We start from the raw sequence: 21897 nt of genomic DNA on the forward strand, positions 1-21897 counted from the left end.
CCGGCGCCATGCCCGGATCAGCCGCGCAGCGCCTGCGTCTGCCAGAAGGTCCGCGCCTCCTCCAGCGAGCCGTTGAAGGTGTCCCGGTCGACCGGGCCGAGGCCGGGCATCTCATGCGGACCGGGGCCCCGCGTGCCATCGGTGTACTGCAGGAAGGTCCAGCGCTCCCAGATGTCGCTCAGCCAACCGAAGTCCGACGAATAGAACGCCTGCCACAGCGGGCAGCGGCCGATGTCGCCCAGCGGGTGGCCCGCCGACAGGGCGCCGAGCATCCAGTAGCCGCCGTAGAGCACGGGATAGACGCCGGTGCGCTCGTGGAACCCTGCGATCAGGGCCACGAGCTGATCCTGCGTCATGGTCCCCTGCGACGCCAGCGGATTGGGCTCCCAGTCGATGCAGGGCAGCACGCCGTCGCGGCCCGATGCCGTCAGCGTGTCCAGGAACAGGTCGAGCTGCCGGTCCACCGGCTCGGCGGTGCAGAAGTGATAGGCGCCGAACAGCAGACCCAGCGATCGCGCCTGGCTGGCGCGCTCGGCGTAGGCGGGATCGACGAAGGACACGCCCTGCGTGGCCTTGTGCATCAGGCCGGCCAGCCCCGCATCGCGCGCGGCCGCGAGGTCGACGCTGGGGTTGTGGTGGCTCAGGTCGACGAAGGCGTTGAGGCCGGGAACGGTGCTCATGCGCCGCACCCGCCTGACTGAACGGCCAATGCCGGACTCGCGCCCAGCGTCAAGGTGGCCGGCGTGTTCAGCGGCAGCGGCCGGTTGACCGGCCCGTGGCCGAAGAGCTTGTCGGCCCGCAGCACCGGGATGCCCCGCGGGTCGAGCGCGCCGGCGAAGCGGCGCTGGAGATAGTCGAACTGGGTCTGCACCAGCGATGGATTCGGTTTCCCGCCGGTCTGCACCCAGTCGCCGAACATCACTGCGCTCGCCTCGATGATCAGTGGGGAGTAGAGGAAGCCATCCAACAGCCGCGACAGCTCGCCGGGTCCGTTGGCGACCGACTCGATGAACACCACGGCGCCGCGCGTGTCGGGCGTGAAGTCGATGCTGCCCTTGAGCGCGGACAGCAGCAGGCTGTTGCCGCCGATCACCCGGAGCCCCTCCAGCACTTCGGGTCGCGAGGCGGCCGCGTTGAGCGCGGCCAGCGGGTAGGTGGGCACCGGACATTGCCCGCGCAGCACCGCCAGCATCTCGACGATGGGATCGCGATTCCATCCCGGACCGATGTCGCCGTTGGCGCCGAGCTCGATGCCGTGCAGCGTGGGCCAGCCCCAGTTGTGATTGAAGAACACGTGCAGCGCCGTGACGTCGCTGTATCCCAGGATGGGCTTGGGCCGCGCCGGCTTGCGCATGGCCTGCAGCAGCGGCATCAGCTCCGAGGCCCAGCCGCCGCCCATGATGGCCCACACGGCCCGGGAGTCCGAGGCATGGAGCGCCTGCTCGATGAAGGCGACGCGCCGTTCGGCGGTGTTGGCGGCGAGCAGCGGCTCGGTGGGATCGATCAGGCCATCGGGGATGCGGACCTTCAGGTCGGTGCCCGCGAAATAGGCGCGGATCGCGGCGATGGTGGCCTCGGGATCGGGCGGTGGCGAGGAGGGGGCGATGACGTCGATGGTGTCGCCGGGTTGCAGGAAGACCCAGGTCGGGGGAGCGGCGGAAGTGGCGGTCATGGGTGAGCTCGGACCGTGATGGAAGACGCGGTCAGTGCGCAGGCGCGGAGCGGGGTTCCGGCGCGGTGCCGGGGAGCGTGAGCGGAGGCCGGGCGCGCCGATCGACGACACGCGCAACCCGTCACGCCGAGCCCCCGGTTGATGGGCTCGCTGGCGCCCACCGGCCGCCGTTGCCCGTCACCATCGGGGTTCACACGCGATGCGCGGTCGCCAGGCCGGCCGCGCCCTCCGCCTCGTCGATGTCTTCCTGGAAGTCGCAGGTCCCCATGAAATCGGTGCTGTTTCCCGCCCTCCGTGCCACGTTCGCCAGCGCGTTGCTCCTGTCCGGCCTGGTGGCTCAGGCGGCCGGACTGACACCGCTGGAACAGCGCTGGATCGCCGGCATGACACCAGTGCTGCAGCACGCCAAGGCCGAGGGCATGCCGGTGGACATCGTGGTGCAGCCGCAGGACGCGCCGGAAGCCGCGCCGCTGGCGCTGGGGTTCCGGGACGGCCGCTGCAAGCTGGTGCTGAGCCTGCGCGGCAATCCGGAAGGCGAGGCCACGATGCAGCGCCTGCCGGCGGGACTGGAGGACGGCGCGCTGGAACTGATGGCCGCGCACGAGCTGGGTCACTGCCGCCGCTACCTGGAGGGCGCGTGGTTCAACCTGCCGGCGGGATTCACGGCGGCTCCGGCCCCGGAGGGTTTGAGCGCGGATCTGCAGCGCGCGTTTCTCTCGATGAAGTCGACGCGGCGCGAGGAAGGTTATGGCGACCTCGTGGCGCTGAGCTGGACGGCGCAGCGTCACCCGGCGCAATACGCCTCGCTGCATGCGTGGCTGAGCGCGGAACGCGGCCGTGACCTGCTGCCGGGCAGCCACCACGACACCTTGACGTGGCTCAAGCTGGCTCGAGATCCGAAAGCGCTGGGAAGCGCGCCCTCGATGTTCGATGCCGCGCTGCCGGTCTGGCAAAGCGGGCTGAACGCCGAGGAGGAATGAGCCGGCTCGGACTCATTCATTTGAACGACTGAAGGCGGACGCCTTCCACCGATATCGGTGGGTGAACTGGCGGATATTTGTTAGGCAAATATCCCAGAACATGCACGGCGAATTCATTCCTAGACTGGTCTGGTTTTCTCGACAGTTCAGGAATGGCAATGAAGATCCTCGCTACGGTTTTGACGGCGTTCATGGTGATGAATGCCCAAGCGGCGACAGAAAAACCTGCATACACCCCCGCGCCGAATCCTCACGTGCATCTCAGTGGAGATGCCTTGGTCGTCCGCGACGCCATCCTGACCGAACAACTGGTCAACGAAGCGCTCTCGCTGCTTGATGCCAATCCATCCATTGAAAGGCTCTGGCTGATCGACGTGCCGGGCGGCATTGGCGTTTCGGGTGCGCGGCTGGCGTGGCGCGCCCAGGAAATGGATGTCTTCGTCGCCGGCGGCTGTTATTCCGCCTGTGCCGACGTCGCCCTGTCCGGCCGAACGCTGAACGCGGTTCCCTGGAAAGGGAAACTCATGTCCGCGCTGATCATTCATGGCGCCTTCACATTCCATGGTGAATGGCTGACCCGCTCGACCAACAATCTGACCCGCTATGCGGAAAGGCTGGAGCCCATCAGCCGCAAGGATATTGATATAGCTGTGTCGTTCCCATATCCCACGGGGGCCGGGCTTTTCATTTTCACGGATGGTTCAGTGCGTGCGGCCCAGGGCGAGACGGTACTGCTCTGCGAGTATTTCCCGAGCAGGTGTCGCCCCATCGATGTGTCGCTGAAGCAGATCCGGATCTCGACCTCGGAGCTGCCCGTTCCTGCGGCGCTTGCGCCTGCTTTCAACTCGGATTGAAATGAGGAACGGAGGCGCATTGCGCTTTTCTACAGTGCAACATTTTCTCGTCACAGTCGCCCTGGTCTTCCCTGGACTCCTTTCTTCAGCGAAGGACATTGGCAAGCAGGAGTGGAAAAAGCCGCTCTGTTTCGGCACGACCAACACGTCCGAAAGTATTGTCATCCCCATCGCCCACAATCGGGATACTTCCAGCGACGCATCGATCATTCACGCAATCGCGACCAATGCGAGATCTGCGCCCAAGATCTGGCTTGAGACCGCTCCAAAAAAGGACGAAGAGCCGCTCTCTTCTCCAATATGGGATTTCCCCGTGGAATGGAAAGAGAGAATTCATGACAAATTCATAAGCGCGGGAGTGTTGAGCTTTTATTCGTTTTCAAGCGAACACCTCGCAATACTCACGCCAGATGACTTGCTAACCATATCGTCAGACTACTGCGCTCGGATGATATCTTCCGGGAACTGGGGCGAACGCAACATCGCGAATGCCGCCAAAATAGCCGGCCTTGAGGTGGCATATCTTGAGTCAGCGGAGCAACAGCACCTCGTATATTCAGAATCAAGCGGGCAAGACAAAGCGGAAATGGCTTGGGCATTCCTAACCAACTGCGGTGCCTTCAATGTATCGGCCAAAGCTCTACTCGCCAGTCTGAATGACCGCAGTTCGCTCACATCGGCCCTGGAGACGTACGAGCGAGATATGCGCCGCATCGGCGCGAAACTGCTAGTCAATGATGCGGCCCGCCGGCGGGACGCACACCTCAAGGGGGAATTGATGGCGGCGCTTCATGCTCCGGAAGTGAATGTGATCTTCGTCGGAGCGTCGCATCTTCCCACCAATCTGGTTCGTTCTTTGGGCCCCGGTGGAATATGTCAGAAATGATGTCGCGAAATCTTGATTCGGCGGGAATCGAAGTCAGGTCTCTTCTGCAGGGCCTGGCGAATCTCGGTTTTCACTCCTGCCCGGCGATTCTCATTCTGGATGAGGCGACAAACCACTTAGACCCCAAAAGCGAGGAGAAGGTAAATTCAACAGTTGGCGCGCGTGGAATGACCAGGTTGATAATTACACATCGACCGAGCTCCATAGATGAAGCAGACAGGATCGTTGAAATTAAAGGTGGACTTGCGATTAATTCCACCTCAAGAGCAACCCAATAGGGACGCCTGAGACTGGCCCGATGCCGACACCGCCGCTTTCCCAACCATGAGAAGAACTCTGCTCCGGCGCTGGGCCGCCGTCTTGGTGGCAATCCCCATCGGAGCTTTCGCCGGGGCAGCCTCCGCGTCCGGGAGCGCGGTAGCCTGCGCGCCAGAACGCCTTCGAGTAATAGCCGATGTCTGGCATGGCGTGCGGTGGCACGGACTTGCAATGGCAGTTCCGGGGATCGGGTGGGAGCAGCGAATGGCTGAGGAACTCGAAGCTCTCTGCGCGCACGATCACGACGCTGCCGATGAGGCGTTCGTTCGCCTGGCTGGCTCGATGCACGATATCAACGCGCGGATTTCAAGGCCCGTAGAGATCACGCAGCACCAAATGCCGCGAGACGTTCAGCGCATGACTCGGGCCGCTGACGGTGCTTGGATCTTGCGGCTGCCGCAGGACCAAGCGCTTTCAACTGCTGAGGGTCGTCTTGATGAGGATCTGGAGCAAGCGCTTTCCGCACTCGAAAGCCGTTCTGATGTCTCCCAAGTCATTCTGGATCTGCGCCCGCTTGGCGATCGGCTCATGGTCGACGAGACCAGTCTTCAAGAGGTGCTTTCTCGCCTCATGACGCAGCCGCTGCGATTGCCGGCAGTTCAGCACGCGTTTCGCGGTGGCTTCGACGTGGCCCATGGCATGGACGGTATGTCGTCTGGCATGCGCCTTGAAGGCGGGCGGGATTTGGCAGCCAAGCGCCCTGGGCGCGCGCTTCGCATGAGCATCGTGGCTGACGAACGGACCGTCGTCACGCGAGCGGCGTGGGCGCTGATTCAACAGCGCCGGGCCGAGCTATTCATCTCAGGCTCGGGAGATCCGCCAATGGTGGGTGCGATGGAGGCTGTCCCGGTCGGGAATGGCCGGGAGTTCCGCTTCACGACCGCGATATTCGTCGAGGTGGAGGACGAATCCAAACGCGGCCGTGTGCCGGCGTTGGACGCGGCTGATTCATCGTCACGACCATTGCCGGTAGCAGGCCGCTTTGAGCTTTGTCCGCAGTCCCGGGATCTTTGTGGCTTGACCAGTGCCGGGACGAGTTCTACATCCATGGGGCCTATCCCCGGCTTCGCCCGGACGGCAACAGCCGTCACCGAGCCAGAGTCGCCGCGTCCCCCCGACGTTCCAGACGCGGCTTGGCGAGCGATGGCCGCAATCAAACTGTGGTCGTCAATCAAGGCGGCGTCACGTCCACTCACTTTCCCGGCAGCGCGATGGAATGCGGCTTTCGATCAGGCAGCCGCTGCCATGACCGAGGCCACTTCGAAGGACAGGTATGTGGACGTTCTGCGGTGCATGCTGGCATCGCTCAACGACGGACACGCGAAGTTGATGGGGCGATGGATGCGCGCACGCGTCGGTGAAGGCGCCTTGCCGGTGCGTCTGCGACGGGTGGGATCGCGCTTCGTCGTCAAGGATGTCGATGGCAGCCCACCGATGGCCGCCCGCCGCGGCGATCAGGTGCTCGCGATAGACGGTAAGCCCATCGCGGAGGCGGTGGCGGCGCAGCTCCCTTTTGTCAGCGCAGCGACCCCTGCATCGCGTGAACTGCTCGCTCTCGATTTACTCAGCCAGCGACCAGTGGGTCAAACCGCAGTGATCCGTGTCAAGCGCGGAAATCAGCAACTCGATCTGAAGATGCAGGCGACGTCTGCTCGCGCAATTGAGGCATCGCAGTCATCCACGCGAATGCTCTCCGCATCGGTGGGATACCTGGACCTTTCGGAGACTGAAGACCTTGCGACTGTCGATGCAGCTTTGGGAAACGCGGCGTCACTCATCGTCGATCTACGCCGATATCCGCGCGGCGCAGCCTGGGCGCTCGCGGGGCGCCTGCTGAAGGCACCCATGGCCGCAGGACCGACTCACGTCATGCCTCGGCAGGGGATCGGCGAAGGAGCCGTGGTGCAGAGCGTCACCACCAATCGTGCTGTGACTCAGTGGCGCGGACGCGTCATCGCGCTGATCGGACCAGAGACTCAAAGCCAAGGCGAATACTCCGTGCTGTTGCTGAAGTCGGTGACGAAGCTCTGCACCGTCGGGCAGAACACCTTTGGCACCTATGGAAACGTTGCTGCAGCTTCCCTGCCTGGCGGGCTGTTCGTGTCCTTTACTGCGAACGACGTGCTGTCGGCGGATGGGAAGCTGGCCAACCCCGATGGCTTGGTGCCCGACATACTGGTGGAGCCATCGCTGGCAGACATTGTTGCTGGCAGCGACCCCGTTCTGAACGCTGCAGTCCAAGTAGCGTCAGGGCGACGCTCGTGCACCATGTAGCGAGACAGAAAACGCTGGTTTTCATTCAATGCGAACGAAATCAGCACACCGTCTTCACACGACCCAAACGCCACATGCGTTTCGCCCTCGACTTCAGCGCGAAACGCCGGAAAACCCCTTTCGGCGCGTGCCACACTGCCGGCCGGCGTGAGGCCCCCCGGGCCTCCCTTCCCCGCCTCCACCACCCACGAAGCACCATGACCCTGCACGCCCGCGCGCTGTCCGCCGCCCTGTCGATCGGCCTCCTGTCGTCCGCCTTGTCCGCATCCGCGGCGCCGCCGCACTGGACCTACACCGGCAGCGAGGGCGCCGCCCACTGGAGCGAGATCGACGCGTCCTTCGCCCAATGCGCGCTCGGCCATCAACAGAGCCCGATCGACATCACCCGGACGGTGAAGACCGCCCTGCCCCAGCTCGTCTTCCATTACGGCAGCGCCACGCCAACGATCTGGAACAACGGCCACACCGTGCAGGTGAACCTGCCACCCGGCAACACGCTGCAAGTCGGGGACCAGACCTATGAGCTGCTGCAGTTCCACTTCCACACGCCCAGCGAGGAACGCATCCAGGGCAAGTCACAGCCGATGGTCGTCCACTTCGTCCACAAGACCGCTGCGGGTGAACTGGGCGTGGTGGCGGTGCTGATCAAGGCAGGCCGGGCCAATCCGGCGCTGTCGCCGGTCTTCGAGCACCTGCCGCGCAAGGGCGAGAAGATCACCGTGGACGAGCTGTCGCTCGACCTGGCCGCGCTGCTGCCGGCATCGCTGGGCTACTACGACTTCGCCGGCTCGCTCACGACGCCGCCCTGCTCCGAAGGCGTGCACTGGATGGTGCTGAAGACGCCGACGACGCTCTCGAGCCAGCAGCTCGGCGCGTTCCGCAAGCTGATCGGCAGCAATGCGCGGCCCGTGCAGGCGCTCAACGGCCGCGAAGTGAAGGAAAGCGAGTGAGACGGCGCCGGCCCGCTCGGGCCGGCCCGTTCACGCCGCCTCAGCCCAGCGCGCGCCCGATCAGAATCTTCTGCACTTCCGAGGTGCCTTCGTAGATCTGCGTGACGCGCACGTCGCGGTAGATGCGCTCGACCGGGAAGTCGCTGACGTAGCCGTAGCCGCCGTGGATCTGGATCGCCGCCGAGCAGACCCGCTCGGCCATCTCGCTGGCGAAGAGCTTGGCCATCGCCGCCTCCTTCAAGCAGGGCTGGCCGGCGTCCTTCAGCGACGCCGCATGCCAGATCAGTTGGCGCGCCGCCTCGATCTGCGTGGCCATGTCGGCCAGTTTGTGCTGCATCGCCTGGTGCTCGAAGATCGGCACGCCGAAGGCGACCCGCTCCTTGCTGTAGCGCAGCGCCGCCTCGAAGGCCGCGCGCGCCATGCCCACCGACTGCGACGCGATGCCGATGCGCCCGCCCTCCAGCCCCGACAGCGCGATCTTGAGCCCCTGCCCTTCCTCGCCCAGCCGGTTGGCGGCCGGCACGCGGCAGTGCTCGAACAGGATCTGCGCCGTGTCGCTGGCGTGCTGGCCCATCTTGTCCTCGATGCGCGCCACCACGTAGCCCGGCGTCGACGTCGGCACCAGGAAGGCCGAGATGCCCTTCTTGCCGGCCGCCTTGTCCGTCACCGCCATCACGATCGCGACGTCCCCGTTCTTGCCGCTGGTGATGAACTGCTTGACGCCGTTCAGGACGTAGTCGTCGCCATCGCGCACGGCGGTCGTCTTCAGCCCGCCGGCCTCCGAGCCCACATGCGGCTCGGTCAGGCAGAACGCGCCCAGCATGTCGCCGCGCGCCAGCGGCTTGAGGAAGCGCTCCTTCTGATCCTCATTGCCGAAGGCCATCAGGATGCTGCACACCGGGCAGTTGTTGACGCTGACCACGGTCGAAGTCGCGCCATCGCCAGCGCCGATCTCCTCCAGGATGATCGCCAGCGCCAGGTAGTCCAGGCCCGCGCCGTCGTACTCATGCGGCACGGCCACGCCGTAGCAGCCGAGCTCGGCCAGACCCTTGAGCTCCGCGGCGGGGAAATGATGGGACTTGTCCCACTCGGCCGCCTTCGGCGCGATCTGGTCCTGCACGTAGGCGCGAACGGCATCCTGCACGGCGCGGTGGTCTTCGGAAAGGATCATGCGATCACCAGGGCAGCGCGCTGCCGTCGTAGTTGAAGAAACCGCCGTTGTCGCCGGCCTTGAGGCCGTCGAGCACGCCGCGCAGGCTGGAGGCGCTGGTGGCCACGTCGATGTCGGCCTCCTGGCCGCCCATGTCGGTCTTGACCCAGCCCGGATGCAGGCTGACGCACACCGCGCGGCCGTCCAGCGACAGCGCCAGGTCCTTCATCACCGAGTTCACCGCCGCCTTGGACGCGCGGTAGACCCAGCCCGCCGAGTTCGCCCGCAGCGTCAGCGATCCCATCCGCGAGGACAGGATGCCGATGCGCGCGTCCGGCGCCAGCGCGTCCAGCAGCTGCGGCAGCACCCGCATCGGACCCAGCACGTTGGTGTGCATGACGGCGTCGAAGTCCGCCTGGCTCGGCGGCTGCAGGCCGATGGTCTTGGGCCCGTACAGGCCCGCCACGTACATGACGCGGTTGAACTGGTAGCCGTCGAGCTGCCAGGCCAGGCCCGCGATGCTGATCACGTCCGACACGTCGAGCTTGATCGCCGTCGCGCCCAGCGCGCGCAGCTTGTCGAGGCTGGCATCGTCGCGCGCCGTGGCGACCACCGTGTCGCCCAGCGCGCGATGCTGCTTCACCAGCTCCAGGCCGATGCCGCGCGACGCGCCGATGATGAGGACTTGCGCCATCAATTCACGCCCTTCAGATCAGCTCGACGCCGACGGCCGTCGCTTCGCCGCCGCCGATGCACAGCGCCGCGACGCCACGCTTGAGGCCGCGATGCTTGAGCGCGCCCAGCAGCGTCACCAGGATGCGCGCGCCCGAGGCGCCGATCGGATGGCCCAGCGCCACGGCGCCGCCGTTGACGTTGACGATCTCGTGCGGCAGCTTGAACTCGGCCATCGCGGCCATCGTGACGGCGGCGAAGGCTTCGTTGACTTCCCACAGGTCGACGCTCTTGGCGTCCCACTGGTTCTTCGCCAACAGCTTCTGGATCGCGCCGACCGGCGCGGTCGTGAACCACTCCGGCGCGTTGGCGTGCACCGCCGTGCCCACGATGCGCGCCACCGGCGTGACGCCCAGCTTGCGCGCGGTGGACTCGCGCATCAGCACCATCGCGGCAGCGCCGTCGGAGATCGACGACGAGGTCGCGGCCGTGATCGAGCCGTCCTTCTTGAACGCCGGCTTGAGCGACGGAATCTTGTCCAGCTTGGCCTTGAACGGCTGCTCGTCGCGCGAGATCACGGTCTCGCCGCCCTTGCCGGCGAGCGTCACCGGCGCCATCTCCCAGCTGAAGCTGCCATCCTCGTTGGCGCGCTTGCTGCGCTCGGTCGAGGCGATCGCGAACTGGTCCTGCGCCTCGCGCGTGAAGGCGTACTTGTCGACGCACTGCTCGGCGAAGACGCCCATCGCCTTGCCGCGCTCGTACGCGTCCTCCAGGCCGTCCAGCGCCATGTGGTCATACATCTGCGCGGCGCCGTACTTCACGCCCTTGCGCGCGAACATCAGATGCGGCGCGTTGGTCATGGACTCCATGCCGCCGGCGATCATGACGTCGGCGCTTTCGGCCTTGAGCGTGTCGTGCGCGAACATGACCGCGCGCATGCCGGCGCCGCACATCTTGGACAGCGTGACCGCGCCCACCGACTGCGGCAACCCCGCCTTCAGCACCGCCTGCCGGGCCGGCGCCTGGCCCTGACCGGCCATCAGGCAGTTGCCCATCAGGGCTTCGCTGATCGAGTCGGCCGGCACGCCGGCGCGCTCGACGGCCGCCTTGATCGCGACAGCGCCCAGCTCCCACGCGGCCAGGCCGGCGAAGTCGCCTAGCAGGCCGCCGATCGGCGTGCGCGCGGCGGAAACGATGACGATGGAATCGGACATGGGGTCTCCTTCAAGGGAATCGGTGCGGCCCCGCGGGCCGCGGCGGATCAGTGGATGGGAAGCTCCCGGTCCTGCGGCTCCGGCACCTTCAGGGCCGGCGCCACGCCGTGGACGTGGAAGCGCTTGTGCGGGTCGTAAGGGAAGACATCCTCGACATGGCCCGCCAGGATGCGCTCCTTGTGGGTCTGCCAGAACGCCGGATCGAGCAGGTCGGCGTGATGCGCCAGGAAGACGTCGCGCACGCCGGGATGGCCGAGCAGGAAGGGGCCGAAGGTCTCGGGGAACACGTCCAGCTTGTTGACGGGATACCAGACCTCGCCGGACAGCTCCTCCTCCTCGTTGCGCGGCGCGGGCACCTTGCGGAAGTTGCAGTCGGTGAGATATTCGATCTCGTCGTAGTCGTAGAACACGACCTTGCCGTGGCGCGTCACGCCGAAGTTCTTCCACAGCATGTCGCCCGGGAAGATGTTGGCCGCCACCAGGTCCTTGATCGCGTTGCCGTACTCCACCACCGCATGCGCCAGCTGCGCGGGAGACGCCTCCTGCAGGTAGATGTTGAGCGGCACCATGCGGCGCTCGATGTACAGGTGCTTGATGACCAGGTCCTCGCCGGACTCCTCCAGCAGCGACGGGCAGAAGTGCTTGAGCTCGGCCACCAGCTCGTCCTCGAAGCGGTGGCGCGGAAAGGCCACGCGCGTGTACTCCAGCGTGTCGGCCATGCGCCCGACGCGATCGTGCTGCTTGACCAGCAGGTACTTGGCCTGGATCTGCTCGCGCGTCGTGTCCTTCTGCGGCGGATAAAAATCCTTGATGACCTTGAAGACGAAGGGATACGACGGCAGGTCGAAGACCAGCATCACCATGCCCTTGATGCCGGGCGCGATGCGGAACTTGTCGCTGCTGTGGCGCAGGTGGTTGAGGAAGTCGCGGTAGAACAGGTTCTTGCCCTGCTTCTGCAGCCCCAACGCCGAATAGATCTCCGAGCGCGGCTTGCGCGGCATCAGCGAGCGCAGGAACTGCACGTAGGCGCTCGGAACCTCCATGTCCACGAGGAAGTAGGCGCGCGCGAAACTGAACAGCATCTGCAGTTCGTCCTCGCCGAACAGCGCCGCGTCGATGTAGAGCCGGCGCCGCGCCGGCGACGCATCGACCTCGCCGTCAGGCCGCTCCTTGTGCAGGATGGGCAGCGCGAAGGGCGTCTCGGTGAAGCCGTTGATGACCTTGCCGACGATGTACGCGCCCTTGTTCCGATAGAACAGCGAGGACAGCACCTGCACCTGGAAGTTGGTGCGCCAGCGGAAGGCCCCGAGTTGCTCGCCCACCGCCTTCAGCACCAGGTCGATGTCGCGCTCCAGGTCCTCGAACTCCACCGCCAGCTGGAAGTTCCACACGATGCGCAGGAAGGTGTCGCGCAGCGTGTCCTGCGAGGGGTAGTAGCAGCGATAGGTCGACTGCGCGCCGGGCTGGTCGTTCTCGATGTACTCGGTCGAAATCGCCGGCCGGACGAAGATGAACTCGTTGTGGAAGTAGCTGTGGTGCAGGATGCGCGTGGTGACCGAGTTGAAGAAGGTCTCGGCCAGCTCCGGGCGCAGATGCTTGGTCAGCAGGCCGATGTAGTGCAGCTTGACCTGCTGCCAGACCTCGCTGGGCAGCGCGCTGGTGGTGTAGCGCTCCTCCAGCAGCGCGACGGCTTCGTCGACGCGCAGGTCGTAGAACTCGATGCGCTCGCGCTGCGCGCGCTGCTGGCCCTGCCAGTCCGCCTGCTCGAAGCGCTGCTTGGCGGTCGCCGAGGCGGCGCGGAAGAGCCGGTAATGCTTGTCGAAGCCCTCGAGCATCGTCTGCGCGATCTCGAACGCGCGCGGATCGGTGAGCTCGTGGGGAAACATCGCCGCACTCATCCCGCGCCCCTCCCGCGCCCGGGCTCAGCGGCCCATGGCCGCCTCGTAGCGGCGGTGCAGCGCCTCCAGGGCGCGGCGGTAGGCGGGGCCGACGTCGTCCGGACCCGCGGCGGTGACGCTCAGGTCCTTCAGCAGACCGTTGTGCAGGCCGTAGACCCAGCCATGCACCGCCACCGACTGGCCGCGCGCCCAGGCATCCTGGACCACCGTCGTCTGGCAGGCGTTGCGGGCCTGCTCCAGCACGTTGAGCTCGCACAGCGCGTTGACGCGCTGCTCGGGATTGAGCTGGTCCAGCCATTCCTGATGGTGGTTGCGCACGTCCTGCACATGGCGCAGCCAGTTGTCCACCAGGCCCACGCGCAGGTCTTCGAGCGCGGCGCGCACGCCGCCGCAGTTGCTGTGGCCCACGATGATGATGTGCCGCACCTGCAGCTGGTCGACCGCGAACTGCATGACCGACAGGCAGTTCAGGTCGGAGTGCACCACGACGTTGGCGACGTTGCGATGCACGAACAGCTCGCCCGGCAGCAGGCCGACCAGCTCGTTGGCCGGCACGCGGCTGTCGGCGCAGCCGATCCACAGATACTGCGGCGTCTGCTGCTTCAGCAGGCGAGAGAAGAAACCGGGACTGCGTTCCTCGGTCTCGGTGGCCCAGCGCTGGTTGTTGTCCAGCAACCCGTCGATGTGGTCGTTCGTGCTCATGGGGCGGGATTGTCGCGGTTGCGCAGCGTCAGCGGATGTCAGAACCGCGAAGGCCTCACATCGTTTCGGCGAAGAGCTCGCGCCCGATCAGCATGCGGCGGATCTCGGAAGTACCCGCCCCAATTTCGTAGAGCTTCGCGTCACGCCACAGACGGCCGAGCGGATATTCGTTGATGTAGCCGTTGCCGCCGAAGATCTGGATGCCTTCACCGGCCATCCAGGTGGCCTTCTCGGCGCACCACAGGATGACGGAGGCGCAATCCTTGCGGACCTGACGCACATGCGATCCATCCAGCGCGTCGAGGTTCTTGCCCACCGTGTAGCAGAACGCGCGCGCGGCCTGCAGCACCGTGTACATGTCGGCGACCTTGCCCTGGATCAGCTGGAATTCGCCGATGGACTGGCCGAACTGCTTGCGGTCGTGGATGTAGGGGACGACGTTGTCCATCACCGCCTGCATGATGCCGATCGGGCCGGCGGCCAGCACGGCGCGCTCGTAGTCCAGGCCCGACATCAGCACCTTGGTGCCGCCGCCGGCCTGGCCCAGGACGTTCTCCGCCGGGACCTCGACGTCCTGGAACACCAGCTCGCCGGTGTGGCTGCCGCGCATGCCGAGCTTGTCCAGCTTCTGCGCGATCGAGAAACCCTTCATGCCCTTCTCGATCAGGAAGGCGGTCATGCCGCGGGCGCCGAGTTCGGGCTCGGTCTTGGCGTAGACGACCAGCGTGTCCGCGTCGGGACCGTTGGTGATCCACATCTTGGTGCCGTTCAGGACGTAGTAGCCGCCCTTGTCCTCGGCGCGCAGCTTCATCGACACGACGTCGGAGCCGGCGCCCGGCTCGCTCATCGCGAGCGCGCCGACGTGCTCGCCGCTGATCAGCTTGGGCAGGTATTTCTTCTTCTGGGCGTCGCTGCCGTTGCGCTTGATCTGGTTGACGCACAGGTTGCTGTGGGCACCGTAGCTCAGACCCACCGAGGCGCTGGCGCGGCTGATCTCCTCCATCGCCACCATGTGGGCCAGGTAGCCCATCGCGGCGCCGCCGTATTCCTCGGGCACCGTGATGCCCAGGACGCCCAGTTCGCCCATCTTGCGCCACAGGTCCATCGGGAACTGGTCGCTGCGGTCGATCTCGGCCGCGCGGGGGGCGATCTCGGCTTGGGCGAATTCGCGCACCGCATCGCGCAGCGCGTCGATGTCCTCGCCGAGTTGGAAGTTCAGACCGGGCAGGTTCATGGGCTTGTCTCCTCGACCACCTCCGCGCGCCGCCCTGACCGGGCGCCGCACTGGGTAATTCGTACTTACGTTTACGTAAACGTCAATTGTAGAGCAGGTCCGTACCGTTTCGGCTATTGCATAAATGCGTAAGGTTCAGTCCGGGTGGCGGCCCGGCCCGCCGCCAATCAGGACCGCCCGTCGTCGCCGAGGCCCTCGTCCTGGTCCTCGTCGGCCTCTTCCTCGTCGTCACCGTCGTCGGCGGCGTACGCGTCGCGCGTGCCGCGCTTGCTCTCCACCCGGCGCGCTTCCTTCTCCGCCTCCTTGGCCGCCTCAGCAGCCTCGGCCGCGGCAGTCCACTCGGCGAATTCGCCCGGCGTCTCCAGCGTGATCCGTCCCAGCTGCCCCTGGCGCAGGTCGTACAGCAGGATCTCGGCCGCCTTCTGCATGTTGATCCGCCCGCCCGGCAGCACCGCACCACGCCGCTTGCCGATCAGCGCCAGCACCTCACCATCGAGCAACGACGCATCCGGCTCCAGCTGATACCGGCCCTTGAGCGCCTGCGGATAGTGCCGGCGCAGATACCCCAGCAGATCCAGCGCCACCACCTCCTCCTCGAACGCATTGCGCCCCACCGCACCACTGGCCGCCAGATTGATGCCCGCCTCCGGCACACGGATCTTGGGCCACAGCATGCCCGGCGTGTCAAACAGATAGACACCCTTGTCGAGCAGGATCTTCTGCTCGATCTTCGTGATGCCCGGCTCGTCACCCGTGGCAGCAGCGCGCTTGCCCACAATGGTGTTGATCAGCGTCGACTTGCCCACGTTGGGAATGCCACAGATCAACACCCGCAGCGGCTTGTCCAGCCCACCCCGCGTCGGCGCCAGCGCACGGCACTCCGCCGCCATCAGCTTCGCCAGACCCGGCTGACCCTGATGAATCGCCACTGCATGCGTGTTGGGCTGCGCCCGGTAGAACGCCAGCCACTCCACCGTGCGCGCCGGATCCGCCAGATCCTGCTTGTTGAGCAGCTTCAGCGCCGGCCGGCCCTGCGTCAGCTGCGCAATCAACGGATTGGCACTGCTCGCAGGCACCCGGGCATCGAGCATCTCGATGACCACGTCAATCCCGCTCTTCATGCGCTCGCGGATCGCGCCCCGGGTCTTGTGCATGTGCCCGGGAAACCATTGAATCGCCATGGGGCGGGATTGTCGGTGATCGGGAGGGGGGCTTTCCACCTGCGATCTCTCAGCGCTTGGCCGCCAGGGCGCGGGGCCCCGGCGGCAAGCGCCGAAACCCCGCGCCCTGCCGTCCCCGAACGACCGAGAACCAACCACAGTTCGAGGACCGCGGGGGACGGGAATGCCTTCGTTCAATGGCCTTGATGGCCGTGGCCATCAGGCTTGCGGACGCGCAGGGGCTCGGAGGAAGAGGCCGGCGCGGCCTTCGGCGAAGGGCTTGGAGCGGGCGCGCTGGGCGCGCCGTCAGGCGTGGCGACGCGGCGGGCGACCGTGCCGGCCGCGGCAGCGAACCAGCCCGGATCGCTGTAGTCGCCAGGCTTCTGGTCCTTGCGGACCTTGAGCACGCTGAACATGCCGCCCATCTCCAGCGGGCCGTGCGGTCCCTGCCCCGACATCATCGGCGCGGTGTTCTCGGGCAGCGGCATCTCCATCTCGCCCATGTCGGCCATGCCGCGCTCGCCCATCGCCATGTAGTCCGGAATGACCTTGTTGATGCGCGCCGCAAGCCCGCGATGATCGACGCCGATCAGCGTGTCGACCTGGTGCCCCATCGCGTTCATCGTGTGATGGCTCTTGTGGCAGTGGAGCGCCCAGTCGCCAGGCTCGTCCGCGATGAACTCGACCTGCCGCATCTGCCCGACCGCAACATCGGTGGTGACCTCGGGCCAGCGCGCCGCCTTCGGCACCGGGCCGCCATCGGTGCCGGTGACCTCGAACTCATGCCCATGCAGATGGATCGGGTGATTCGTCATCGTGAGGTTGCCGACACGGATCCGCACCCGGTCGCCCTGGCGCACGTTGAGCGAGTCGATGCCGGGAAAGACGCGGCTGTTCCAGGCCCACAGATTGAAATCGGTCATCGTCATCGTGCGCGGCGTGTAGCTGCCGGGATCGATGTCGAAGCTCGAGAGCAGGAAGCAGAAGTCGCGCTGCACCTCGGCGATGTGCGGGTGCCGGCCCTTCGGATGCGTGACCCAGAAGCCCATCATGCCCATGGCCATCTGCGTCATCTCGTCCGCATGCGGGTGGTACATGAAAGTGCCGGGACGGCGCGCGACGAACTCGTAGACGAAGGTCTCGCCCGGTTTGATCGCCGGCTGCGTCAGGCCCGACACGCCGTCCATGCCATTGGGCAGACGCTGGCCGTGCCAGTGGACGCTGGTGTGCTCGGGCAGGCGATTGGTGACGTAGATGCGGACGCGGTCGCCTTCGACCACTTCGATGGTGGGACCGGGCGACTGGCCGTTGTAGCCCCACAGGTGCGCGGTGCAGCCGGGCGCGAGCTCGCGCAGGACCGGCTCGGCGACGAGGTGGAACTCCTTGACGCCATCGCGCATGCGCCAGGGCAGCGTCCAGCCGTTGAGGGTGACGACCGGGTTGTAGGGCCGGCCATCGGAAGGCGCCAGCGGCGGCGCCGTGTCGGCGTTGTCGCGCTGGGCGGGCTCGGGCAGCGCCGCCATCGCGGCGCGCGAGACGCTGCTCGCATTGACCGCGCCAGCGGCGCCGAGCGCCGCGCCAGCCGCGACCTGCGCGAAGAGGTGTCGTCGGGAAATCATGGGCAATCCTTTCGGGCCGCGCTCAATGCGCGGCGCCGCCAGCGGCTTCGAGCGAAGCGGCGGCAGTCGATGAAGCGGGAGAGTTGGCGGCGGAAGTGGCGCCGGCGCCGGACTCGCGCAGCGGGCCGAGCAGGCTCTGCGACAGCGCCGATTCGGCGAGCCAGTAGTCGCGCTGCGCGTTCAGCGCGGCGGACACCGCGCGAGCCTGGTCGCGCGCATCGGCGAGCAGTTCCATCACGCCGACCAGCATGCCGTTGTAGCGCAGCAGGGTCTCGTCGGAGACCTGCCGGGCCAGCGGCAGCAGCTCGTCGTGATGACGCCGCGCGATGCGCCAGGCCGCTTCGGCCTGGGCGCGCGCGACGCGCACTTCGGAGCGCGCGTCGATCGCGATCTGCGCGGCGCGCTCCAGCGATTGACCGTAGGCCTCGCGCGCGCCGGCGACGCGCGCCTGGCCCCAATCGAACAGCGGCAGCTCGACGCTGAGGTCGACGCCGCGCTGGGTCGGCGCCTCGTTGCTGCTGTTGCGCTGCACGCCCAGCTGCAGCACGTTGACCCGCCCGGTCTGGCGCGTCAGGCCAAGCTGCGCGGCGAGCTGTCCCGACTCGCGCTTCGCGGCCAGGATGTCGAGCCGCTGCGCGACCGCCTGACGCTCGAGGTCGTCCGCGGCGCGGAACTCGGCCGGCACTTCGGGCAGGCGCTGGGGCAGCTTCAGCGCGGCGACGTCGTCGCCCCACAGGCCGATCGCGCGGATCAGCGCCTCGCGATCACGCACGGCGGCGAGCCGCGCCTGCTCCATCGCGAGTTGCGCCTCAGCGAGCACGGCGCGCTCGCGCGCCAGCCGCAGCGCGCTGACATTGCCCGACTGGCGCATCCGCGCGGCGAGCTCGGCCCCGGCCGAGGCGGAGTCAAGCACGGTCTGCGCCTGCGTCAACTGCTCCTGCGAGGCGACGGCCTGCACCCAGCCGCGGCGCGCCTGGCCGGCGACGTCGAGCAGTTGCTGCGCGACGCGCGCCTGCTCCCGTTCCAGCGCTCGCGCGCCGGCTTCCTGGCGCGCGCCGCGGCTGAGCAGGGCCAGTAGGTTGAACTCGAGGCCGCGTTCGATCTCGCGCTCATCGCCGCGGACCAGGCGGCCGATGTTCAGCACGGGGTTGGGCCAGAGCAGCGTCTGCACGCGCTCGGCTTCCGCCATGCCAAGACCGCGCAGCGCCGCCTGCAGACCGCGATGGTTCAGCAGCGCGAGCTGCACCGCGCCCTGCGCGTCCAGCGGCTGCGCGAGCAAGGCCTCGGAGCGCGCGCGGGCCGCGGCGCGCTGGTCGTCGTCTCGCTGCAGCGGCAGGTCGGCGCCGAGCCAGTCGCGGCTCTGCTGCTGAACCGGCGCGGCGGCCCGCTCCGGGGACAGCGAGGCGCAGGCCGACAGCATCAGCGCGAGCAGCAGCGGCACCGCCACCCGCCCCGACTTCTTCAAGGAGGACATGGTGGACTCCTCAGTGCTGGTGATGGCCGGCAGCCGGCGCCGAGGGCGGGGCCGAGGCTGAGCGTTCGCGGGCCAGCGCGCGCCAGCCGCCGGCTTCCAGGACGCGGCGGTTGGCCGCGCGCCAGTCACCGACGCCGGGATCGGCGACGGCCGCACTGGACGGCTTCGCAGGCGCGGGCGGGAGCGGCGCGCGGGAACCCAGGCGCGCGTCGGCGGGATCCGGTGGCGCGGCGGCGACCGCGCCGCTGCCCGCCATCAGGACGAGCGCGAGCGCGGAAATGAATCGAGAAGACATGGCTTCCTCGCAAAGGAACAGGAACGGGATCGGCGCCGAGGCGCCTCGCTCAGGCGCGGGCGCGGATCGGCACGAACGGCCGCCCGTCGAGGACGAGCGCGCCGGCGTTCAGGCGAGGAAGGCTTTGGGTGGCCGCTCGAGCGGCTGGGGGGACTGCTCCGGCGCGCCGACGGCGCCGAGCGCGGGAGCGGCGTCACGCAGGTCCTGCGCGGCGACGGTCAGCGGCGCGATGGGCATCGCGGCGCCAAGGCAGCACTGCAGGCAGATGCCGCAGTGGTGGTGATCCTGGGCGGCGCCATCGCCGCCATCGTCATGTGGCGGCGCGGAGTCCATCGACATCGCGCCGTGGTCCGTGCCGTCCATGCCCATCGCGGCCATGTCCTGGCAATCGCTGGGCATCGTCATCACGGTGGACACCGAGTGCGACGACATCAGCGCCATGCCGATCCCCATCGTCGCCGCGAGCGCGCCCTGCAGCGGCAGGGTCAGGCTGAGCAGCGCGAGCACCAGCCAGCGGCTCCAGAGGAGCCGGCGCGGCGTGGACGCGATCGGGCGGGACATGGGGACGGAGTGTAGGTCAGGCCAGCGCCGCGAAGGCGTCCCGGGTGAGGTTCTCCGGTGCGCCGGCTTCGCGGCATGCGACATCGTCCTCGATGCGCACGCCGCCGAAGGCGCTCAGGTGCTTCACCAGCGCCCAGTCGACGCTGGCCGCCGCCGGCGTGGCGCGCAGCTTCTCCAGCAGCATGGGGATGAAGTACAGGCCCGGCTCGATCGTGACCACCATGCCGGGCTGCAGCACGCGCGTCAGGCGCAGGTAGGGATGGCCCTGCGGCTTGGCGATGGTGCCGCCGTCCTCGCCGGCCATGAAGCCGCCGATGTCGTGGACCTGCAGGCCCAGCAGATGGCCGATGCCGTGCGGCAGGAAGGCCGAGGTCACGCCTTGCGCGAGCATCGCCTCCTCGTCCATCTTCACGATGCCCAGTTGACGCAGCACGCCGGCGATCTCGCGATGCGAGGCCAGATGGATGTCGCGGTAGTCGACGCCCGCCCGCACCTGATCGACCAGGCGCAGCTGCGCGGCGTCCATCGCGTCGATCAGCGCCTGGAAGGCCGCGTCGCCGTTACCAGTGGTGCGCGTGATGTCCGAGGCATAGCCGCAGCTGTGCGCGCCCGCGTCGACCAGCAGCGACAGCGATTGCGCCGGCGCCCGTTCGTCCTGGTACTGGTAATGCAGCACCGCGGCGTGCTCGTTCAGCGCGACGATGTTGCCGTACGGGAGGTCGCGCTCGGCCAGGCCGCAGGACTCGAGGTAGGCGCGGTGGATGCCCGCCTCCGACAGACCGTCGCGGAACGCGCGCTGCGACGCCAGATGCGCCTTCGCGCCCAGCGCCGACGCCTCGCGCAAGCGCAGCAGCTCATAGCCGGTCTTGACCGCGCGGGCGTAGTGCAGCGGGTTCAGCACCTCGGGCGGGTTGTTCGGGATGATGTCGCCCAGCGCCGCGTCGGCCTCGCCGACGATGGCCAGGTTCCCCGGCAACTGCAGATAGGGCAGCGCCTCCTCTGCCTTGCGCACGACGATCAGCTCGAAATGCTCGACCCAGAAGCCGCTCGGCGCTTCGGGCGGCACATGCCAGTAGTCCTCCGGCTGGACGTACACCAGCCGCGGCTTGTGGCCCGGGCGGATCACCAGCCAGCTGTCCGGATGACGGACCAGCGGCACCCACAGCTTGAAGTGGGGATTGGGCTGGAAGACGTAGGGCCGGTCGTCGAGGAAGGCGAACTTCTCGATGCCCGAGGCGATCAGCAGCGCATCGAAGCCGCCGCGCCGCAGCGCGTGCTCGGTGCGGCGCTGCTGCTCCGCCAGGTGGGCTTCGTACAGCGTGTGAAGGGCGTTCGGATCGGCAGCCGTGATGCGCGAGGAATTCATGCGCGGGGATTCTCCCAGACGACACCCATCTCGGTCAGCATCGCGTCCAGCCGCACGTCGCTGGGCTGGGCGGTGAGCGTCGGTTGGAAGCCGTGGCTGAAGCCCACGCCCACCACCACCGGCCGCGGCTGGATCTGCGCGATGGTGCGCAGCATGAAGCCGCCGCCGTAGCCCATGCGGATGCCGCCCGGCCCGTAGCCCAGGCAGGGCAGCAGCAGCAATTGCGGGTCGAAGGACTCGGTGTCCTTGGGCTTGGTGATGCCGGTCGCGTCCTCTTCCATCGGACAGCCGGGGTACCAGACATGGAAGCGCAGGCGCCCTTCCTCGCGATCGACGACCGGCAGCCCGATGCGGCGGTTGGCGTCGACCTCGCTCCAGCGGAACAGCGCCGGCAGCGGATCGAACTCGCCCTTGATCGGCCAGTAGGCCGCGATGCGCAGTTCCTTGCGCCCCACCAGCCAGACGCGCAGCACGCTCTGCACGATGTCGGCCAGCTCGAGCCGGCCCGGCAGGTCCAGCCGTTCGCGGATCAGGCGCTCGCGCAGCGCCTGGCGGTCTTCGGAGATCGGCAGCTTGTCGTTCGGATCCATCCGGCCCTTTCGCGTCGCCCAGCGGGAC

Annotated in this window: 20 protein-coding genes; 5 read left to right on the plus strand and 15 right to left on the minus strand. The window is 67.3% G+C overall.

The annotated features are described in order from the left end of the window. Window positions 1–17: 17 nt before the first annotated feature. On the minus strand, window positions 18–680 hold the full coding sequence (locus tag ABDW61_RS08650) for a glycoside hydrolase family 25 protein (RefSeq protein WP_343638043.1): 663 nt from the start codon (window positions 678–680) through the stop codon (window positions 18–20). Further along, complete coding sequence (locus ABDW61_RS08655; protein ID WP_343638044.1) at window positions 677–1672, minus strand: LD-carboxypeptidase; 996 nt, start codon at window positions 1670–1672, stop codon at window positions 677–679. Before ABDW61_RS08655 ends, ABDW61_RS08650 begins: the two co-directional genes overlap by 4 nt. Before the next feature lie 266 nt (window positions 1673–1938). Here ABDW61_RS08655 and ABDW61_RS08660 point away from each other — a divergent pair, with 266 nt between their 5' ends. From ABDW61_RS08660 to ABDW61_RS08680, 5 genes are all read left to right on the plus strand, one after another. Further along, on the plus strand, window positions 1939–2652 hold the full coding sequence (locus tag ABDW61_RS08660) for a hypothetical protein (RefSeq protein WP_343638045.1): 714 nt from the start codon (window positions 1939–1941) through the stop codon (window positions 2650–2652). Between the two features lie 158 nt (window positions 2653–2810). Then, window positions 2811–3506, plus strand: a complete 696-nt coding sequence (locus tag ABDW61_RS08665; protein WP_343638046.1) for a hypothetical protein — start codon at window positions 2811–2813, stop codon at window positions 3504–3506. 19 nt (window positions 3507–3525) lie between these two features. Then, complete coding sequence (locus ABDW61_RS08670; RefSeq protein ID WP_343638047.1) at window positions 3526–4392, plus strand: hypothetical protein; 867 nt, start codon at window positions 3526–3528, stop codon at window positions 4390–4392. A gap of 522 nt (window positions 4393–4914) precedes the next feature. Beyond that, the gene (locus ABDW61_RS08675) at window positions 4915–6984 is read left to right on the plus strand and encodes a S41 family peptidase (RefSeq protein WP_343638048.1); all 2070 of its coding nucleotides are present in this window, start codon (window positions 4915–4917) and stop codon (window positions 6982–6984) included. Between the two features lie 197 nt (window positions 6985–7181). Continuing rightward, window positions 7182–7934, plus strand: coding sequence for a carbonic anhydrase family protein (locus tag ABDW61_RS08680; RefSeq protein ID WP_343638049.1), 753 nt, complete (start codon window positions 7182–7184; stop codon window positions 7932–7934). A gap of 40 nt (window positions 7935–7974) precedes the next feature. Here ABDW61_RS08680 and ABDW61_RS08685 read toward each other — a convergent pair whose 3' ends face one another. From ABDW61_RS08685 to ABDW61_RS08745, 13 genes are all read right to left on the minus strand, one after another. Further along, a complete protein-coding gene (locus tag ABDW61_RS08685; protein ID WP_343638050.1) occupies window positions 7975–9105 on the minus strand; it encodes an acyl-CoA dehydrogenase family protein in 1131 nt (376 codons plus the stop codon). A gap of 4 nt (window positions 9106–9109) precedes the next feature. Then, on the minus strand, window positions 9110–9778 hold the full coding sequence (locus ABDW61_RS08690; RefSeq protein ID WP_343638051.1) for an SDR family oxidoreductase: 669 nt from the start codon (window positions 9776–9778) through the stop codon (window positions 9110–9112). A 13-nt stretch (window positions 9779–9791) separates the two neighbouring features. Beyond that, complete coding sequence (locus ABDW61_RS08695) at window positions 9792–10970, minus strand: acetyl-CoA C-acyltransferase (RefSeq protein WP_343638052.1); 1179 nt, start codon at window positions 10968–10970, stop codon at window positions 9792–9794. Between the two features lie 47 nt (window positions 10971–11017). Further along, window positions 11018–12856: a bifunctional isocitrate dehydrogenase kinase/phosphatase gene (aceK, locus tag ABDW61_RS08700; RefSeq protein ID WP_343638053.1), complete on the minus strand. Its 1839-nt coding sequence runs from the start codon at window positions 12854–12856 to the stop codon at window positions 11018–11020. 36 nt (window positions 12857–12892) lie between these two features. After that, the gene (gene can, locus ABDW61_RS08705; protein ID WP_343638054.1) at window positions 12893–13570 is read right to left on the minus strand and encodes a carbonate dehydratase; all 678 of its coding nucleotides are present in this window, start codon (window positions 13568–13570) and stop codon (window positions 12893–12895) included. A gap of 55 nt (window positions 13571–13625) precedes the next feature. After that, window positions 13626–14804, minus strand: coding sequence for an isovaleryl-CoA dehydrogenase (locus tag ABDW61_RS08710; protein ID WP_343638055.1), 1179 nt, complete (start codon window positions 14802–14804; stop codon window positions 13626–13628). Between the two features lie 167 nt (window positions 14805–14971). Further along, the gene (ylqF, locus tag ABDW61_RS08715) at window positions 14972–15985 is read right to left on the minus strand and encodes a ribosome biogenesis GTPase YlqF (RefSeq protein ID WP_343638056.1); all 1014 of its coding nucleotides are present in this window, start codon (window positions 15983–15985) and stop codon (window positions 14972–14974) included. A 173-nt stretch (window positions 15986–16158) separates the two neighbouring features. After that, the gene (locus tag ABDW61_RS08720) at window positions 16159–17583 is read right to left on the minus strand and encodes a copper oxidase (protein WP_343638057.1); all 1425 of its coding nucleotides are present in this window, start codon (window positions 17581–17583) and stop codon (window positions 16159–16161) included. Between the two features lie 22 nt (window positions 17584–17605). Next, the gene (locus ABDW61_RS08725; protein WP_343638058.1) at window positions 17606–19057 is read right to left on the minus strand and encodes a TolC family protein; all 1452 of its coding nucleotides are present in this window, start codon (window positions 19055–19057) and stop codon (window positions 17606–17608) included. 10 nt (window positions 19058–19067) lie between these two features. After that, window positions 19068–19352 (minus strand): hypothetical protein, encoded by a 285-nt coding sequence (locus ABDW61_RS08730; protein WP_343638059.1) that lies wholly within the window; start codon window positions 19350–19352, stop codon window positions 19068–19070. A gap of 108 nt (window positions 19353–19460) precedes the next feature. Further along, window positions 19461–19913, minus strand: a complete 453-nt coding sequence (locus ABDW61_RS08735) for a DUF2946 family protein (RefSeq protein WP_343638060.1) — start codon at window positions 19911–19913, stop codon at window positions 19461–19463. 16 nt (window positions 19914–19929) lie between these two features. Further along, window positions 19930–21279 carry a Xaa-Pro dipeptidase gene (pepQ, locus tag ABDW61_RS08740; protein ID WP_343638061.1) on the minus strand — a complete coding sequence of 450 codons (1350 nt, stop codon included), beginning with the start codon at window positions 21277–21279 and terminating at the stop codon, window positions 19930–19932. Next, window positions 21276–21869, minus strand: a complete 594-nt coding sequence (locus tag ABDW61_RS08745; protein ID WP_343638062.1) for a 5-formyltetrahydrofolate cyclo-ligase — start codon at window positions 21867–21869, stop codon at window positions 21276–21278. Before ABDW61_RS08745 ends, pepQ begins: the two co-directional genes overlap by 4 nt. Window positions 21870–21897 lie beyond the last annotated feature (28 nt).

The sequence above is a fragment of the Roseateles sp. genome, from assembly GCF_039595595.1.
Lineage (GTDB): Bacteria > Pseudomonadota > Gammaproteobacteria > Burkholderiales > Burkholderiaceae_C > Roseateles.

Excerpts from the sequence above, each read along its gene's own strand:
- ABDW61_RS08735 (WP_343638060.1), bottom strand. The coding sequence starts at position 19,913 with ATGTCCCGCCCGATCGCGTCCACGCCGCGCCGGCTCCTCTGGAGCCGC.
- ABDW61_RS08730 (WP_343638059.1), bottom strand. The coding sequence starts at position 19,352 with ATGTCTTCTCGATTCATTTCCGCGCTCGCGCTCGTCCTGATGGCGGGC.
- pepQ (WP_343638061.1), bottom strand. The coding sequence starts at position 21,279 with ATGAATTCCTCGCGCATCACGGCTGCCGATCCGAACGCCCTTCACACG.
- ABDW61_RS08710 (WP_343638055.1), bottom strand. The coding sequence starts at position 14,804 with ATGAACCTGCCCGGTCTGAACTTCCAACTCGGCGAGGACATCGACGCG.
- ABDW61_RS08695 (WP_343638052.1), bottom strand. The coding sequence starts at position 10,970 with ATGTCCGATTCCATCGTCATCGTTTCCGCCGCGCGCACGCCGATCGGC.
- ABDW61_RS08660 (WP_343638045.1), top strand. The coding sequence starts at position 1,939 with ATGAAATCGGTGCTGTTTCCCGCCCTCCGTGCCACGTTCGCCAGCGCG.
- aceK (WP_343638053.1), bottom strand. The coding sequence starts at position 12,856 with ATGTTTCCCCACGAGCTCACCGATCCGCGCGCGTTCGAGATCGCGCAG.
- ABDW61_RS08675 (WP_343638048.1), top strand. The coding sequence starts at position 4,915 with ATGGCTGAGGAACTCGAAGCTCTCTGCGCGCACGATCACGACGCTGCC.
- ABDW61_RS08745 (WP_343638062.1), bottom strand. The coding sequence starts at position 21,869 with ATGGATCCGAACGACAAGCTGCCGATCTCCGAAGACCGCCAGGCGCTG.
- ABDW61_RS08690 (WP_343638051.1), bottom strand. The coding sequence starts at position 9,778 with ATGGCGCAAGTCCTCATCATCGGCGCGTCGCGCGGCATCGGCCTGGAG.
- ABDW61_RS08720 (WP_343638057.1), bottom strand. The coding sequence starts at position 17,583 with ATGATTTCCCGACGACACCTCTTCGCGCAGGTCGCGGCTGGCGCGGCG.
- ylqF (WP_343638056.1), bottom strand. The coding sequence starts at position 15,985 with ATGGCGATTCAATGGTTTCCCGGGCACATGCACAAGACCCGGGGCGCG.
- ABDW61_RS08655 (WP_343638044.1), bottom strand. The coding sequence starts at position 1,672 with ATGACCGCCACTTCCGCCGCTCCCCCGACCTGGGTCTTCCTGCAACCC.
- ABDW61_RS08650 (WP_343638043.1), bottom strand. The coding sequence starts at position 680 with ATGAGCACCGTTCCCGGCCTCAACGCCTTCGTCGACCTGAGCCACCAC.
- ABDW61_RS08685 (WP_343638050.1), bottom strand. The coding sequence starts at position 9,105 with ATGATCCTTTCCGAAGACCACCGCGCCGTGCAGGATGCCGTTCGCGCC.
- ABDW61_RS08725 (WP_343638058.1), bottom strand. The coding sequence starts at position 19,057 with ATGTCCTCCTTGAAGAAGTCGGGGCGGGTGGCGGTGCCGCTGCTGCTC.
- can (WP_343638054.1), bottom strand. The coding sequence starts at position 13,570 with ATGAGCACGAACGACCACATCGACGGGTTGCTGGACAACAACCAGCGC.
- ABDW61_RS08680 (WP_343638049.1), top strand. The coding sequence starts at position 7,182 with ATGACCCTGCACGCCCGCGCGCTGTCCGCCGCCCTGTCGATCGGCCTC.
- ABDW61_RS08665 (WP_343638046.1), top strand. The coding sequence starts at position 2,811 with ATGAAGATCCTCGCTACGGTTTTGACGGCGTTCATGGTGATGAATGCC.